Source organism: Sodalis sp. CWE (assembly GCF_019646055.1).
Lineage (GTDB): Bacteria > Pseudomonadota > Gammaproteobacteria > Enterobacterales > Enterobacteriaceae > CWE.
In genome coordinates this window covers 68,641-85,818 of the sequence record NZ_JAESFE010000002.1, presented here as the reverse complement: position 1 = coordinate 85,818, position 17,178 = coordinate 68,641, and the positions used below count along the sequence as shown (strand labels likewise).

Sequence of the window (17,178 nt, the reverse complement as noted above, 5' to 3'; positions counted from 1 at the left end):
GTACTGTTAATCCAATTTTCAATTCAATTTAACTAAATTTATAAAACAGCTTAAAAAATTTAATTTAACGCTGATAATATATATCATTTATGCTGATACATCATTCCCTTAGTGATTTTTCAGATTAAATAAAACATAAAAGTCAGATTTTAGAAAAAATAATCTCTCCGCTAAGAGCGCGTAATGTAAATTACGAGCTGTTTTTAAAATTTTTCGTAGAAAAAAACAACTCTTAATTAAATTAAATCTTATTTAGTTACAAACAATTTAGCCAATTGATTTATTTTCTTTCTTTATAAAAAGAAAACACATTTGTAATTGCAAAATAATTAATTTAATTTGTTTATCGAGATTTCTTCTTTTAGTGAAGAACTCTCTCGCTGCAGCTGCCTTTATTTGTTGTTTACTTTTAAAGGCAGCTATTTTATTCTCTGCTAACATTAAGAGTTATTGTTTCCTAAAAAAAGAACGGGATCATATAGATTTCGAAAAGTTAAATCAGGTATAATACGTTTTTGATTTTTTTAATTAATTTATCAAGCTAACCAAAATAAAAAAATAAAGTATTCACTGACTCAATCGTCAAAACTAAATTCTTTTTAAGAAAGTAAAACATTAGTCCAATGTAAAAATAAGTACCTATCAATGCTCAAGATTATTTAAGTCTAGTCTTACTAAACTTAAGTTAAAGTTTGATTTTCATGAAGATGTGCAACGTCAAAAACCAAATCATCTTAATATTTAAATAAGATTGAAAATCATTAAGCTAAAAAATAATGAATTTTAAATGCATCAGTTTTATTAAAAAAAAGTCTCTTTATAGAGAAGAACTATGGCTTATTAGAAATAATAAGCAGTTTAACTAAATAAATTTGCTTAAATCACAGTCGAAAGACTGTGCATCAAAGCTGATTCCAGTTTTTGATTGGCTATCATCTCCCATTAAATAGAGATAAATAGACATAATATCAGCTGGGTTTTTCAGTTGACTACTTTTCTCCGTAGGACAAGCACTAGCACGCATATTGGTTTGAGTTCTTCCAGGATTAACGCAATTAACTCGTAGTGTATGTGCACAGTATTCTTCTGCAAAGACTTGCATCATACCCTCAGTAGCAAATTTGGATACTGAATAAGCCCCCCAATGTCCACGACCTTTTCGACCTACGCTAGAAGTGGTAAAAATTATCGATGACCCTTTATTGCTATTAAGCAATAAAGGTAAAAGCGCCTGTGTTAGCATGAAGGTTCCATTAACATTTACTGCTATAACTTCTAACCAACGGGAAGGGGTCTGTTTAGACATTGGAGCAATTTCTCCCAATAGAGCAGCATTGTTTAACAAACCATCTAAATACGAATGACTATTGAATAAATCTTCAGCAAGAAATTGATAAGACTCTGGATTATTACAAGATAAGTCAAAGACTAATACATGTGCTTCGTTGCCTCCCATTTTAGCAATTTTTCTTTTTACTTCATTTAATTTATTTTCTGTTCTACCAAGAAGAAGAACAGTTGCACCATAAAAAGCATAAGTCAAAGCAGCTTCGCGACCAATACCAGCTCCTGCACCGGTTACTAGAATGTTTTTATTTTTTAAAAAATTATGTTTTGGATAGTAACCCATAATATTGTATGTTTTCTTATTAATTATTATTAGTTTCAGTAATATTTTTTTATAATTAAAACTTATTTCTTGAAACCTATTTCAGTCTTCGTTTACGGTTAATCGCGCAAAAGATAAACTTTTTTAAAAAATTAAGCAAAAAATCGCTATATAACTTGCATCAAACAGTTGTTAACAATAATTTTTAGTCAAAAACAAACAAAACACAGTTTGTGTTTCAAAAAAAACAATTAATAGAAAAACTGTTTATTATTTAATTGATATGTAACTGAATATATTTAACTAATTAAAAATTTAAAATGTTCAATGCATAAAACATCTTACTAGGAAATTCAAGCTAAGTCTATCTTAAACAAAGAGGTTCGTTAATTTTTTAACTAATTAAAATTTAATATTCTGAAATTTATTAATTCTAAAAATTTACTTATAACCAGTAAGCATGTTTATCCTGTAAACTTTATTTACATAAAAAGCTTTGCTGTTAGAAAATTTTATTATCTAGATGTTAGTATTAAAAATATTAGTTGTTAAATTTATATTTAAAAATATGTAAAAATTTGAACCAGTTAAATTGTAACTTAATAAAGCATATGACGTACTACGTATAAACTTAGTTTTACTGAAAAATTTCAGCATTGACAATATAGTCGATACTAAAGTAGATAGCCTTTTTACTTGAAAAGCTTATTTCACTAGTTAAAAATCAAAGCTTTTGTTTTATCCAAACAAATTAAACAATTAGATTAATAGTACTGATTTATCGTCATTTTTAATTTTAATAAAAAATAAAAAAGAAATCTTGTTAGTATAGAAGATGAAAATTACTAATTGTTGTTTTGTATATCTTCTTGGTTAAGAAAAAAGATTCTATCTTAAAAACTAAGTTTTTGTGAAGTGTTTCTTTATTTTAAAAGTGATTAAAGATGGTTAATAATTGCCACTTTCCTTTTGTTCTTAAAAGGAATTTATTTTTTCTAGATGTTATAATTATGAAATTAATTTATATGTTTTTAGGAAATGTTAATAATAGATAAGAACTTAGAAAAATTCTTTTTCTCTGTTTGTGAGAATGATATTTCTGATTTTTTCTCTTTCTAAAGAAAAAATAAAATTTTGCATTGTACACTATGTGATAAAATATTGCTTCATAAGCTATTTCTAAATAGTTTATCTTACTTATATAAGTTGTTAAAGAATCTTTAATTCTTTAAAACGTATTTATTACCATAAATAAATATTTTAACTTAATCTAATTTGCTCAATGCACATGTAGATTTCTTATAAATATTGTACCAATGTCGTTATTTTTATACTTTGTTTTAACTTTTTGTTCCTTTCTTATTGTAATATTGATGTGACCAATGATATAAGTAGTTTACAAAATGAACTTCTTATTATAAAAACTAACTATGTCCTTTGCATTTTTAGTGTCTAAATTATCACGTGGGTTTTTTGTTTTTTAATTAAAATAAAAGGTTTTTTCTCATTAGTTATGCATAATCAGCGCTTCTATTTTTTCTTATTTACAGATTAATAGGAAGCGTTCAATATCTTTTTTGGATAAAATTTCTGATTTTCTGCTCGTGTTATTACTTTTAATAAAACAAAAACTAATTACACTCTTTTGATGAAAAGTTATAAGAAATTCTTCTTTGCAGAATAGAAAGTATCATGTCTTGCCATACGTACTTGGTGGATCGCTTAGCTTATTGATTATCAACTTGATTAATATTAAATTTACTCAGTTGTTTAAAAAACTTGAATGATCACACTATACGTAATTTCACTACTCAATCAGGCTGAGATGATTTTAATCATCTTAGCAATCTATTTTTTTTAAACGCAAGTCAATATCTTTTCTTCCTAACCATAATCCTTTGCAAGATAGATATAATTTACTTGCTTTACTAAAATTTTAGATCAAAAATTATTTTTCTGGTGAAATCTTATAATAAACTTCCAATCATAAAAAAGATTAATTCTGATTTAGTTTACAATTGTATATTAAAGGATAGATTTAATTTGTTTGTTAACATCAATTTTTTTATGATTCTTATGCTGCTCAGTTGAAAAATTTTTAATATAGTCTCTTAAACCTGACAATATAAAATTTTTTTAATTATCTTAATTTAAAAATTTATCGATTTTTCTACTTCATCAGATGATCAACAGTGACGAGCATTTTATTTATCTTCGTTCAAGTGCAGATATTTTAATTATTTGTTATTAGGTACTCTAAAATAGAAGCTACTTTATTTAGAAGTATTATAAAGATCAATTTAACTTATTTATTAGACAGGTTAATTGAATTATTTTTATTTAAAAATTGTTTTAATTGAATTAAATATATGAATCATAGCGAAAAATTATTCTCTCTCAAAAAAAGATCTTTTACTTTGAAAGCAAAAAGTTCCTTATGAAAGAACTAAAAATAAAATTTAGTAAATAGGTTTAATGCTTGAAAAATTTAAACCCTAATATTTATGGATATTTATTAATTGATTGATTACTAACTTATTAAATATAAAAATACCTTCATTAAGAAGGACACCAAAAGAGAGTATTTACTGCATAAATGGCCCATATATTTTAATAATATAAAAATAAATTTAGTTTCATCAGTTGATAAAGATAAAAATTAAGGCCTGTTTATCTATTTAACCATTTGATAGTCTTAATTCTAATTAGAACTGGAAGTATTTTTAGTTAAAATTTTTAATATTTGATAATTGTTACTTTTCCCTTACAAAAAAGAGAGATTTGCCATAAAATGGTTGCAAAGAAATCTTTAATAAAATCTCTTCACTAGAGAATTGCTGTTAATAACAATAAATTTTAATTAATTTAAAAATTTAAAAGTTTTGAATACTTGCTTTGTTATTTTCATTAGAAATAACCTAAATTATAGGCGAGACCGATAACTGTCGACAAAAATTCTACCACGGTACATTGAAAAAATATGAAAGATCTAAATTTTTAGCTCTTTGAGTAATAATTCAATTAAGAAGTTCAAAAAAAAGTACGCAATCTACAACAATTTTTATAATTTTTGTTGTTTAAGCATTTATTTAGTTATAAAAATTAAAAATTACTTAATCATAGTAAAAATGAAATAACTAAATTTTTTCATTAAAACTATTTCTGTTTATATCTTATTTAGACAAAAAATTCTTTTTGGAAAATCGATATACTTTAATATAAAAAAAGAAAATAAATCTTTTTATCAGAATTAGAGATTTTTAAATTCATTATAGATTTTCAATATATTGAAATCCCTTAACAGGAGATTTTACTTAATTTAAATGTCCCTTTTTAAACAAGGAGTTGCTAGAAACTAAAAAATCAATTTCCCCTCTCAGGGAAAGAGAATAAATTTATTTCGCTATGAAAGTAATGTTATTATTTTTTCTATACAATTATATAAATTTTAATTAGTGAACAATAAATTTTCTATTTATTTAATAGGAGGAATATTAAATAAATGTCCCATCTTGGTGGCTTTTGCATCTAAATAACGAGTATTTTTCGAGTTTCGACCGACTACCAAAGGCAGTCGCTCACTAATATTAATTCCAGCTTTAGCTAATACCTCAATTTTTTTCGGATTATTTGTTAACAATTGTATCGTTTCAATATTTAACAATTTAAACATATCCGCACATAAAGTGAAATCTCTCTCGTCTGCAGCAAAACCAAGCTGCTGGTTTGCCTCGACTGTATCAGCTCCTCTATCCTGCAAAGCATACGCTCGAATTTTATTTAATAAACCAATATTACGACCTTCTTGACGATGATATAATAAAACTCCTCTTCCTACTTTAGTAATGTAATTAAACGCTGCTTCTAATTGGAAACCACAATCACATCGCAAACTAAATAAAGCGTCTCCAGTAAGACATTCAGAATGAATACGAGCTAATACAGGAGATGAACCACTAATATCACCATAAAGAAGCGCTAAATGATTATTTCCGGTAGCAATTTCCTCAAATCCAATCATCAAAAAATCACCCCAAGATGTTGGTAGTTTCGCTTCTGCTAAACGTTTAAGTTGCATGTTACTCTCCATCATCAAAAACAATATTTTTAAATTGACTTAATTCGCTATTAGTTGAAATAATAACGAATAGAAAACAAATCTAATGTCTCTTATTAGCTATATCTTGCCACAAGATCCTTTAATAAAGAGGAATTTTGTATGGCTACTTGATACAATCAATAAACTTTTATGTAATTTAGAAGGTGATTTTTAACTATGTTATTAAGTAATTTTTATTAAAAAAACAGAGAATTCTATGTTGGTTGATAGTTACTTTAGTGAAAGAATTTTGATTAATAAATTTTAACAGTCAAATAAATAAGTCTAATTATTCTTAATATGAAATTCTTCCGCAAATCAGAAGAATTACTAAATGCTGAATTTTTGCTATCTAATTGACGACAAAGTTTTTATAAAAAATTTTTTAATTAAAAAACTAAATAAAAAAACTAACCCTTAAAGCGATGAATACTTATTTGTACATTCAAGAATAAATAAATTGTCGAGAAACAATTTATAATTGTTTTAAATCAATGATTGAATTATTTTAGTTTTTATTATAGGATAATAAGTCTTTTTTCTTCGTCTATTAATCAAGAAAATGTTTAGAAACACATTTCTGATGGTTAGCTTATTTTATTAAGAGGTTTTTTATATTTCTATTTCTGACTTTAAAAAAGCTAATCCTTTTCTTTTCTTTAAAAGAGATGTTGTTAGTATCAACCTATAGTCAAATTCTTACGAATTGCTATATATAATTTGATAAAAAATCAATGACAGTAAAGATTTTTAATAGAAAAAATATAGAGAAAATAATTAATTCTTAATGAAATAAATTAATTTAAAACAAATAAATACTTTATTTTTAGTACTTAAAAAGTTGATAGATCTAAAAGAATTAGGTTGCATTTACAGTATCTTTTTTTTTCGCCATGTATACAAATTAAAAAATTAACAATTGCTTTAGATTATTTTTAACTAATTGGAAAAACAGAAATGATTTAAAAATCAATATGTTAGATTTACCATTGTAGACTCATCTAATAATAAAAAAATAACTAAGTACAATAGGCTTTAAAAAAAGCTAGCTCTTCATTAAAGAGAAGTAAAGATGAGTGAGATTCTTTCATTTTACTTGAAAAAGTAATAAATCTCTGTTATCACGGAGGAGATCCAGTTTTATTCCAAGCTTTCTTTGAAAGAAGAAGTTATAGATGAGAATTTTGCATTGCGTAAAAACTTTTTTATTTACGTTCACGTTTTTCTTTTTAAGAAAGAAATTTTAAAACTCTCAGGTTACCTTTTTGATCAAACGTAAATTTTACAATAGGATTTTTCATGATTAAATGAAAGTTACAATACTAAAAATCTAACCTAACTTATCAAAATAATAGTATATCTACTTCGGTAAGATTTTAAGGACCTACATTCTTAAATAAGTAAATAAAAAATTAAATAAAAAATCGTTTCCTAGCAAATTCATTGAACAAAGTGAAACTTTCAAATATTATTTATACATTATTGACAAATACTTTTTCTAAAAAATTGTTAAGTTATTTACTCTGTAAAAACAGTTTTTATCAACAATAAATGTTATTTAATTCCTTTTATGAACACCTTAATATTACTTTTTGTAAAAAAGCTGAGACTGTTTGAGGTTGTAAAAAATCTTGAAATAAATAAAATTATTGAAAATAAAACTATTTTATAAAAAATTCCAACAATACACTAATTGCCGTTATCTAATTAAAAATTAGATTAGAGGATTTCTTTCTGAAAGAAAGATATTTTTATTTGCAAGTCCTACCAAACAAAATACGCTATCTTCAATTTAAAATATGTCATCATCATTGTAACGATTTTATCTTACTACTGTAGAAGTAAGAGCATTTATTTGAATAAATACTCAATAAAAAAGATAGAGAAAAGTCATTTGGCTATGTTTTGAAGAACTGTCTTTTCCCAGTAAAAGAGGATATTTTTCTGATTATAAAATATAGATGCATGTTAATACGATTAACTTATGAACAGTTTAATTCCTAATAAGGAAGTTTGTTTTTTGTAATATCCCTATACTATTATGTTAATAACCAATGAATGAATGATACAATTTATTAGTAGTATAATACAAGTGTATACGTGCAGATTATATTTAAAACGTAAGATCATATCTTCCTTCAATATAAGAAATCATAACAATCATTATTTATATAGCAAATTACACTAATAATATTTTTTTTTGAAATCTATCCTTAAAGTGATAAATTTTGATTTTGAAAATAAAAGATCTTTTGACTTCATAAACTTTAATAAAAAATCAATAAAATTTAATTAAACAAATTATAATTTAACAAGCATCGCTTTCAATATTTATGCGCGAAGTGAAACCTCTATTAGAAATAATAGTAGCTATTAAAAATATAAATTTTCTTATTTATTTTTGTTATAAAAACTTTTGTTTTTGTTAATTTGAGAAAGATTCGTTCATAACGGTAATATTAAAGCCACCGTCTACATGAATTATCTCCCCTGTAATACCCGCAGACAGGTCAGAACATAAAAAAGCAGCAACATTGCCAATATCTATAATATTTACGGTACGCTGGATAGGAGCAACAGATTCGCAATGGGATAACATTTTCTTGAAATTTTTAATTCCGGAAGCTGCTAAGGTTCGAATGGGGCCTGAAGAAATAGCATTTACCCGAACACCTTTTGGCCCCATAGAGCTAGCCATATATCGAGTATTAGCTTCTAAGGAAGCTTTAGCTGGACCCATAACATTATAATTAGGAACGACGCGCTTACTTCCAAGATATGTCAAAGTGACTAGAGAGGACTTCGCACTAAGCATTTTTTGACTTTCTTTGGCCATGGCAACAAAACTATAGGCACTGATTTCGTGTGCGATAGAGAAACCCTCTCGAGTTACTGTTTTAACGTAGTCGCCGCATAATTGTTCGCTAGGTGCAAAAGCGATAGCATGTATAAAACCATCAAAAGTCGGCCAAACTTCAGCTAAACAAATAAATAAATTGCTGATACTAATATCTTTGGTCACATCACACAATAATACTATTTTGGACCCAAAACTAGCAGCAACTTCTTCTACTCTGGATTTTAATTTCTCATGCTGATAAGTAAAAGCTAATTGTGCACCTTCTCGATGCATAGCTTGAGCAACGCCATACGCAATCGAACGGTGACTAGCAATACCAGTTATTAGAATGTGTTTACCAGTGAGAAAACCCATTTTATTATCTCGATAGCATTTTATTCAAAATGCAATTTTTAAAAAAATTACCTTAAGTTCGACTGAAATCTTAATAAAGTAAATTCGTTTTTAGAAGAAAGGATGCATACACATTCTTTTATTCTAACAGTTAAAGTTATTTTTGTACATAAATTAAGATGTTAAATTTTACCTATTTAACTATCTGCATAGAAAAATTAATGAACAAAAAAAGTGAAGGAAGAGGTAATAAAATTTATCAAATAAGTATTACTCTTATTAAGAAATAAATAGTTAATATCAACTAAAACAATTATGCATATTTTTTTTAATTAAAAACTAATAATTCTATTTTTCATAGCAGAACGACTTGTGCAATAAAATACATGAAACGTAGTTTGATTTTGGCGACCTTTCAAAATTAGTTAGGGATCCTTTTTCTATGCAGAAAAACACAATCTTAAAGACAAAGCTTTATTTCGATGATCTTAAACTCTTTTATGATAAAAAGTGATAAAATATTGAATATAAATTCATTGAAAGTTTATACAGTAAACAATTATTATTAACAATGTTACTTATTTTATGCTAATTTTTCTAGAAAAATTTTTAAATCTAAAAACATCCTTTAATGCTTTACTTTATTTATTTTGTATTTGCAAATTTTTATTCAAATTAAATTTATATGAATCTTACTATTAGTACAATGTAAGCAAATTCAACTAAATTTTTCACACTACTGAATATATAATTCTTAATGATTTTTCTTTTAGAAAGTAATTTTACTTGTTACTCAATTATTTACAATAAGATATTCTATTCTAATTTCTTTTTTTTAATTTGCATATATTTTTCGTGACTAACAAAAATTAGCCTTAACGCATAGAAAATTAAAATTTATTTTCTATTTATAGAAATAAACCTTTCAGTTTTGTTGGAAAAAAGGATAAGTAATCAAACTAACATTTATTTAAATTCTTAATTGATAATGGTATTTCTTCTTTTTAAGAAAACAGATTTTCGTTATAAACTAAATTTTACGAACTTTGAATGTACATTTTTACATAAAAATTATTACTGAAATATTCTAATATTTTCCAGTTAGAATTTAGAAAAATGCAGGTATAGAATATGCATTAATGAGATTTTATTAATTTCAGTTTGATTGCTTTTTGTTCAAAAATCCACAGTTAGAAGGTTTGTTTCAAAAAAAATTTCGTGTGACTATGACATAACTATTGTCCAAACATACACTTTAATCAAAAAACACATCTACAGTTTATGTTATTCTTTATTGAACCGTTTCGATTCGAAAAATTGTTAATAAAATTATTTATTTATGAATGTATGAAAAAACTTATCATAAATAAAACATCACTAGTTCTTTATGCAAAGAAAAACATTCGTCAAAAATTCTATTTTTGATTAGCACTTTTTTTATTGTAAAGACAATTTGTACTATTCTTTTTATTTATTACAATAAACTCTTCTTAAGAAGAAGTCTGGTTTATAGTTATTATTAGTTACATTTTAATATGCTTATATGTAACTCTTAAGAAGCGATTTTTCTAAAATTATTAGAAGAATGTTTATTGCTAGCCAGATTTTTTATCTGTAACGCTCTTCTCTTACAAGTTTTGTACTATGTACAAACTTAAGAACTTAGATGAACAACTATATATGACAATATAGAAATTGAGTTAATAATTATGGGTGGTAGTATTTTTACTTGCAATAAGGAAAAAGCATAAAACTCTTATGTAGCAAAAAAAAGGATAGAATCATATAAGTTTTTACAGTTTTTAAAACATTGATAATAAATTAACTCCTTTTTCTCTAAAGAAGAAGGAGTTAGTGTTTCTATTCAAATTCTTTCTAATAAAGATTGTTATTAACAGGATTTATAGTCACTACCAAACAGTATAAACAGTATCCACGTTAGATTATTTTATTGGTAATATTTTTCCGTTTATAGTTCAATTATGATGTTATCATACTGTTGGTAATACCTAAATTTTTCGACAAGCTTCAATTCAAATGCAGTAAATCTACTTCAATTTTTTTATCTGTCAAATTTTGATGAAGATTAACAATTCAGTCGTATTGTTGACTTGATATTTTTATCGTGCTAGTATAAAGACTTCAGTTAGAATGACATTAAACTTACAAATAATCGTTATAATGATCCCTTCTTAAAAAGAAAATACAATAAATGCGTACAGTCTACCTAGTGTGATGATTTTAAACTTTAAAATAAAATATAAAAATGATTATATGAAAGTCCAAAGAAGCAACTTATTTCACTAAATTTTTTAATAAAAAGCTAGTAAGATAGAAAACAAGACTGACACTTTCTTAAAAAGACCACTATTATTTAATGAATAATGATTGAGTATGCATCTTTGTTACGTGTTTTTATTGTCCAAAAAATAATAATTACGCTTTAACAGTCTCTAAAATACGGTTAACTTTAGAAGTTGATATTTAAGCAGTGTATTTTTAATAGATTGTGAACTCATCAGAGTACTAGTATTTGTGAGGAATAAAAGTGCAAAAAATAAATAATGAAAAAATCAAAATATTTTCTTCTAAAAAAAGCAGCTGGTGTGGTTTAAAAATGACTCATTCAGCTGCTCATCAAATTAAAAAATTAATAAAAAATGAACCAAATGTATTAGGATTAAGACTTAACGTTAAAAAATCTGGATGTGCAGGTTTTAGTTACAAAATAGAAAAAGTGATTAATATTGATAAAAATGATCAAATTTATGAATACGATGGCGCTAAGTTGTATGTACCGATAGAAGCAATGTTTTTTGTTGATGGTACAGAATTAGATTATGTAAAAGAAGGATTGAACCATATGTTCAAATTTAATAATCCAAAAGCTAAACACGCTTGTGGTTGCGGAGAGAGTTTTGCTCTTTAAGCAAGGGGTTTTTATGTCAAAAAAAAACGATGTGAAAATTCAAGAAATAATTAATTTAACACGATCTGTAGCGAAAGGGAGTTCTCCTTCTTATAAAGAAGGTTTCTATACTCGGTTAGCTACTGATAAATTATCATGTGGTATTAATGAAAAAGTAATAAAAACAATTTCAGAAAAACGTGACGAACCAACATGGATGTTAGAGTTTCGTCTTAATGCATATCGATCTTGGTTAAATATGAAAGAACCGCATTGGTTAAAAGCAAAGTACAAACCAATAGATTATAATAACTACAGCTATTACTCGGCACCACTGTGTAAAGATGTTTGTAATGACACTCCTGATTTACAGTCGGACGCTGCAACACAAGAAGATGTCAAGTATAAGACAAAGCAAGTAAAACAGTATCTTACTACAGAAGTAGAAAAAACGTTCGATCAACTTGGTATACCAGTACGAGAAGGTAGTAAAGTAGCGGTAGATGCAATATTTGACTCAGTATCGGTCTCCACTACTTATCGTAACAAATTAGCAAAACACGGGATTATTTTTTGTTCATTTAACGAAGCTATCCGTACGCATCCCGAATTAGTTCGTAAATATCTTGGAAGTGTAGTACCCTCCAATGATAATTTTTTTGCTGCACTTAACGCGGCAGTTGCTTCTGATGGGACATTTGTTTATGTTCCAAAGGGTGTTCGTTGTCCAATGGAATTATCTACTTATTTTCGAATTAACGCCACTGAAACTGGTCAATTTGAACGAACAATCTTAATTGCTGACGAAGACAGCTTTGTTAGTTATATTGAAGGGTGTTCAGCACCAATTCGTAATAGTTATCAGTTGCATGCAGCAGTGGTGGAAGTCATTCTCCTAAGAAACGCTGAGGTAAGATATTCTACGGTACAAAATTGGTTTGCTGGAAATGTTGAAGAAGCAGGAGGTATCTTAAATTTTGTAACCAAGCGCGCCTTATGCAAAGGAGAAAATTCTAAGATGTCTTGGACTCAATCTGAAACTGGCTCAGCTATTACTTGGAAATATCCGAGTGTAATTCTTCTTGGAAATAATTCGATTGGAAAATTTTTTTCAGTTGCACTTACAAATGGTAAGCAACAAGCCGATACCGGAACTAAGATGGTCCATATTGGAAATAATACTCATTCTACTATTATTTCTAAAGGGATTTCGTCTGGATGTAGTGAAAATACCTATCGCGGATTAGTAAAAATTACTCCAACTGCTACTAACGCACGTAATTTTACTCAGTGTGATTCAATGCTAATTGGCAGCAAGTGTAGTGCACATACATTTCCATATATAGAAGTACATGGAAATACTGCTCAATTAGAACATGAAGCGACTACTTCTCGCATTAGCGATGATCAACTTTTTTACTGCCGACAGCGTGGAATTAGTAATGACGATGCAATTTTGATGATTGTTAATGGATTTTGCAAAGATGTATTTACTAATCTTCCACTAGAATTCGCCATAGAGGCGCAAAAATTATTGGCTATTAATTTAGAACAAAGTATAGGTTAAAAAAGCTTCGAATTTACCATACTAAAAACACTTGATATCGCTAAATCTCAATTAACAAATCTTAATGGATCTAGTATAAGGAAAATGCATGTTGTTGGTCGAAAATTTAAATGTCAACGTGGAAGATAGCGTTATCTTGAAACAATTAAATTTAGAAGTTAAACCTGGAGAGGTTCATGCTATTATGGGACCAAATGGATCAGGAAAGAGTACTTTTTCTGCAACATTAGCAGGGTATGAAAATTATAAAGTTTCTTTTAAAAATTTTCTATTTAAAAGACGTAATCTAATGATGTTGACACCAGAAGAGCGTGCAGGAGAAGGTATATTCGTGGCATTTCAATATCCAGTGGAAATTCCAGGTATTAGTAACCAACTGTTTTTACAAACAGCTGTTAATGCTGTTCGCAAGTATCGAAATCTACCTTTGCTAGACCGTTTTGATTTCGCTAATTTTATTGAAAAAAAAATTGAACTATTAAAAATGCCAGCTGATCTTTTGACTAGATCAGTCAATGTTGGTTTCTCTGGGGGAGAAAAAAAACGTAATGATGTTTTACAAATGGCAGCACTAGAACCAGACTTATGTGTATTGGATGAAACTGATTCCGGCTTAGATATAGACGCATTAAAAATTGTTACTCATGGTGTCAACGCACTTTACGATGGTCATCGATCTTTTATTGTCATCACTCATTATCAACGAATTTTAAATTATATCCGACCAGATTTTGTCCATGTATTACATCGTGGAAGTATTATAAAAACCGGTGACTTATCTTTAGCAAATCAAATTGAGGAGCGAGGTTATGGTTGGCTTACTGGAGAGTAAAATTTCTCAACGTAAAATACTGAAACAATGGGCTCGTTTATTTTTTGATCCAAGCATTAGACGTTCCAAAGAAGCTTATAATCACTGGAATAATTTAAAAAAAATCGGTTTGCCTACCAGAAGAGATGAACATTGGAAATATACACCCCTAGATAAACTGCTATCGCACAGATTTTTGTCAGCAATGCATCGAGAGATTTCTCCCGACATTCGGGATGGTTTTAGCTTGAATTTAGATTCCTATCGAATAGTTTTTGTTAACGGTCTTTTTTCTCCTGTATTGAGCGACAGCAATACTGGATTTTGGCAGATAAAAATAGATAAAGAAACTGTGCATCAACCTTTACCATCTCCAATTCAATCGGAAGTATTTTTACATTTGACCGAAAGCTTAAGTCGAGAAATTATCTATATTATACTTCCTGAAAAAAATATAGAACAACGTCCTCTTTATTTATTACATATTGACTATGGAAACGAAGATAAAGAAGCTCTAAATACAATAAACTATCGCCATCATATTAAAATGGAACCTAGTTCGCAGGGTCAAGTCATTGAACATTTTGTTAGTGCAGATAGTCTAGGCCATTTTACTGGTACACGTACTAGTATAGAAGTATCTGGTGATGTTCATTTAAATCACATGAAGCTGATTTTTGAAAATCATTCAAGTTATCACGTTAGCCACAATGATATTGTTATTAAACATAATGCAATAGTTCATAGTAATACTTTTATTCTTGATACAGGATTTACTCGACAACAGATTAGCTCTCAACTAAACGGAGAAAAGTCCAATTTAGTAATTAACAGTTTGCTTTTTTCAACAAAAAAAAATATTAATGATATTTGCACTTATCTTGAACATAATAAGAAACATTGTTTAAGTCGCCAATTACACAAAATCATTGTACGTGACCAAGGAAAAGGTGTTTTTAGCGGACTCATTAAGGTAGCTCAATATGCAACAAAATCTGATGGACAGATGAATAATCGTAATTTATTACTTGATCATCTATCAGAAATAAATACTAGGCCACAACTAGAAATTTATGCTGATGATGTAAAATGTAGTCATGGAAGCACAATAGGAAAAATTGACGAAGAGCAAGTTTTTTATCTACGTTCTCGCGGAATTGTCTACAAAGATGCTCAAAAAATGATAATCCGTGCTTTTGCGGAAGAAATAACGGAAACAGTCTTTTACAAAGAGATACGTGATATTATACTCTCACGTATTACTGAAGTATTGTAACGGGAGTGTGGAGTGACTTATCCTATCATTCAGATTCGATCTGACTTCCCAATTCTAACGCAACAAATAAATAAAAAACCGTTAATTTATCTTGACAACGCATCAAGCACGCAAAAACCTAATGTTGTTATTAATCGTGAAAGAGATTTTTATCGTAAAGAATATGCTACGGTACATCGAGGTGTGCATACATTAAGCAACACAGCTACAGCTCATATGGAAAATGTGCGTCAGAAAGTTGCGAATTTTATTCATGCTACTTCATCCAAGGAAATCGTATTTACAAAAGGAGCTACTGAATCTATTAATTTAGTAGCTAATAGTTGGGGACGACATTATCTTAAATCAGGAGATAATGTCATTATTTCACAAATGGAGCATCATGCTAATATTGTTCCATGGCAAATCCTGGCTAAAGAAAAAAAACTAAATTTACGTTTTTTGCCATTATTACCAGACGGTACACTTAATATCAGTTTACTGCCAACATTAATTGATGAACGGACTCGTTTATTTGCTGTTACTCAGGCTTCTAATGTACTTGGTACTGTTAACCCTCTACTAGAGTTGATTGACCAAATACGTAAATCCTGTAATGCAATGGTGTTAGTTGATGGTGCTCAAGCCATTACGCACAAAAAAGTAGACGTACAAGCACTTGATTGTGATTTTTATGTGTTTTCAGGTCATAAGATTTACGGTCCTACCGGTATTGGAATACTCTATGCAAAAGAAGCAATTTTAGAATCCATGCCGCCATGGGAAGGTGGTGGTTCAATGATCCGTATTGTAAGTTTTACTGAAGAAACTACCTTCAATGAAGTTCCTTGGCGTTTTGAAGCAGGCACTCCACACATTGCTGGAATAATGGGATTAGGATCTGCGATCACATATATTGAAAAAACTGGACTAGAAAATATTCAGATTTATGAGAAACAAATAACGGAATATATGCTCGAAATGTTGCAGCAAATTCCAAACATGGTCATATATGGACCATGTAATTCTGATAACCGCATTGGCATTGTAGCATTTAATTTAGGAAAACACCATGCGTATGACGTAGGTAGCTTTCTTGACCAAAGCGGTATTGCTATTCGAACTGGACATCATTGTGCTATGCCGTTAATAACCTACTTTCAAGTAACAAATATGTGTCGCGCTTCTATTGCAATGTATTCTGATCATAATGATATTGATCAATTAGCAATTGGTCTAAATCGAGTTCAGCAGTTATTAGGATAATAAATAAAAAGCTCACAAAAAAATTGTATAAAAATGAAACAGTTACCAAGCAAAGAAAGACTTTTGTTGAATTTTTCTCATTGCAACAGTTGGGAAGAAAAATATCTCTATATTATAGAACTTGGCAAATGCTTGTTACCTTTTCAAGAAAGCATGCGAAACTCAAAAAACTTAATATCTGGCTGCCAAAGTCAGACATGGATTGTTGTAAAAATAGAAAAGAATGGTAAAGTAAAATTATATGGTGACAGCAATGCTTCTATTACAAAAGGATTAATCGCTATAGTATTTTCCATTTATCATGATCTTACGTCAGAAGAAATCATTTCTTATAATGTAAAACCTTTTTTTGATTCACTAAAGCTGACGCAACATTTAACTCCGTCTCGCTCGCAAGGATTAGGAGCTATAGTAGAAAGCATTCGCAGCATGATTTCTACTCATCAGAGTTGATTTTCTTTTCACTGACT

Annotated in this window: 10 protein-coding genes; 6 read left to right on the top strand and 4 right to left on the bottom strand. The window is 28.2% G+C overall.

Going from position 1 to position 17,178, the window contains the following annotated elements; genetic code table 11:
• Window positions 1–267: 267 nt before the first annotated feature.
• The 4 genes from JK145_RS02600 to JK145_RS02585 all read right to left on the bottom strand — a co-directional run bounded on the left by JK145_RS02600 (window position 268) and on the right by JK145_RS02585 (window position 8,922).
• Window positions 268–441 (bottom strand): hypothetical protein, encoded by a 174-nt coding sequence (locus JK145_RS02600; RefSeq protein ID WP_220665325.1) that lies wholly within the window; start codon window positions 439–441, stop codon window positions 268–270.
• Between the two features lie 421 nt (window positions 442–862).
• The gene (locus tag JK145_RS02595; protein WP_220665324.1) at window positions 863–1,630 is read right to left on the bottom strand and encodes a YciK family oxidoreductase; all 768 of its coding nucleotides are present in this window, start codon (window positions 1,628–1,630) and stop codon (window positions 863–865) included.
• Window positions 1,631–5,084: 3,454 nt separating this feature from the next.
• On the bottom strand, window positions 5,085–5,687 hold the full coding sequence (ribA, locus tag JK145_RS02590) for a GTP cyclohydrolase II (RefSeq protein ID WP_220665323.1): 603 nt from the start codon (window positions 5,685–5,687) through the stop codon (window positions 5,085–5,087).
• Window positions 5,688–8,133: 2,446 nt separating this feature from the next.
• Entirely contained in the window at window positions 8,134–8,922 is a 789-nt protein-coding gene (locus JK145_RS02585; RefSeq protein WP_220665322.1) for an SDR family oxidoreductase, read from the bottom strand.
• 2,536 nt (window positions 8,923–11,458) lie between these two features.
• On the opposite strand from JK145_RS02585, the gene sufA reads away from it, so the two are divergent.
• The 6 genes from sufA (at window position 11,459) to sufE (ending at window position 17,161) form a co-directional block, all read left to right on the top strand.
• The gene (gene sufA / locus JK145_RS02580) at window positions 11,459–11,830 is read left to right on the top strand and encodes a Fe-S cluster assembly scaffold SufA (protein ID WP_370627593.1); all 372 of its coding nucleotides are present in this window, start codon (window positions 11,459–11,461) and stop codon (window positions 11,828–11,830) included.
• A 13-nt stretch (window positions 11,831–11,843) separates the two neighbouring features.
• Window positions 11,844–13,376: a Fe-S cluster assembly protein SufB gene (gene sufB / locus JK145_RS02575; protein WP_220665320.1), complete on the top strand. Its 1,533-nt coding sequence runs from the start codon at window positions 11,844–11,846 to the stop codon at window positions 13,374–13,376.
• A gap of 88 nt (window positions 13,377–13,464) precedes the next feature.
• Window positions 13,465–14,208, top strand: a complete 744-nt coding sequence (gene sufC, locus JK145_RS02570) for a Fe-S cluster assembly ATPase SufC (RefSeq protein ID WP_220665319.1) — start codon at window positions 13,465–13,467, stop codon at window positions 14,206–14,208.
• Window positions 14,186–15,463 (top strand): Fe-S cluster assembly protein SufD, encoded by a 1,278-nt coding sequence (sufD, locus tag JK145_RS02565; protein WP_220665318.1) that lies wholly within the window; start codon window positions 14,186–14,188, stop codon window positions 15,461–15,463. Before sufC ends, sufD begins: the two co-directional genes overlap by 23 nt.
• 12 nt (window positions 15,464–15,475) lie before the next feature.
• On the top strand, window positions 15,476–16,708 hold the full coding sequence (gene sufS, locus JK145_RS02560) for a cysteine desulfurase SufS (protein ID WP_220665317.1): 1,233 nt from the start codon (window positions 15,476–15,478) through the stop codon (window positions 16,706–16,708).
• A 33-nt stretch (window positions 16,709–16,741) separates the two neighbouring features.
• Window positions 16,742–17,161 carry a cysteine desulfuration protein SufE gene (sufE, locus tag JK145_RS02555; RefSeq protein WP_220665316.1) on the top strand — a complete coding sequence of 140 codons (420 nt, stop codon included), beginning with the start codon at window positions 16,742–16,744 and terminating at the stop codon, window positions 17,159–17,161.
• Window positions 17,162–17,178: the final 17 nt, after the last annotated feature.

Excerpts from the sequence above, each read along its gene's own strand:
- JK145_RS02600 (WP_220665325.1), bottom strand. The coding sequence starts at position 441 with ATGTTAGCAGAGAATAAAATAGCTGCCTTTAAAAGTAAACAACAAATA.
- JK145_RS02595 (WP_220665324.1), bottom strand. The coding sequence starts at position 1,630 with ATGGGTTACTATCCAAAACATAATTTTTTAAAAAATAAAAACATTCTA.
- ribA (WP_220665323.1), bottom strand. The coding sequence starts at position 5,687 with ATGCAACTTAAACGTTTAGCAGAAGCGAAACTACCAACATCTTGGGGT.
- JK145_RS02585 (WP_220665322.1), bottom strand. The coding sequence starts at position 8,922 with ATGGGTTTTCTCACTGGTAAACACATTCTAATAACTGGTATTGCTAGT.
- sufB (WP_220665320.1), top strand. The coding sequence starts at position 11,844 with ATGTCAAAAAAAAACGATGTGAAAATTCAAGAAATAATTAATTTAACA.
- sufC (WP_220665319.1), top strand. The coding sequence starts at position 13,465 with ATGTTGTTGGTCGAAAATTTAAATGTCAACGTGGAAGATAGCGTTATC.
- sufD (WP_220665318.1), top strand. The coding sequence starts at position 14,186 with ATGGTTGGCTTACTGGAGAGTAAAATTTCTCAACGTAAAATACTGAAA.
- sufE (WP_220665316.1), top strand. The coding sequence starts at position 16,742 with ATGAAACAGTTACCAAGCAAAGAAAGACTTTTGTTGAATTTTTCTCAT.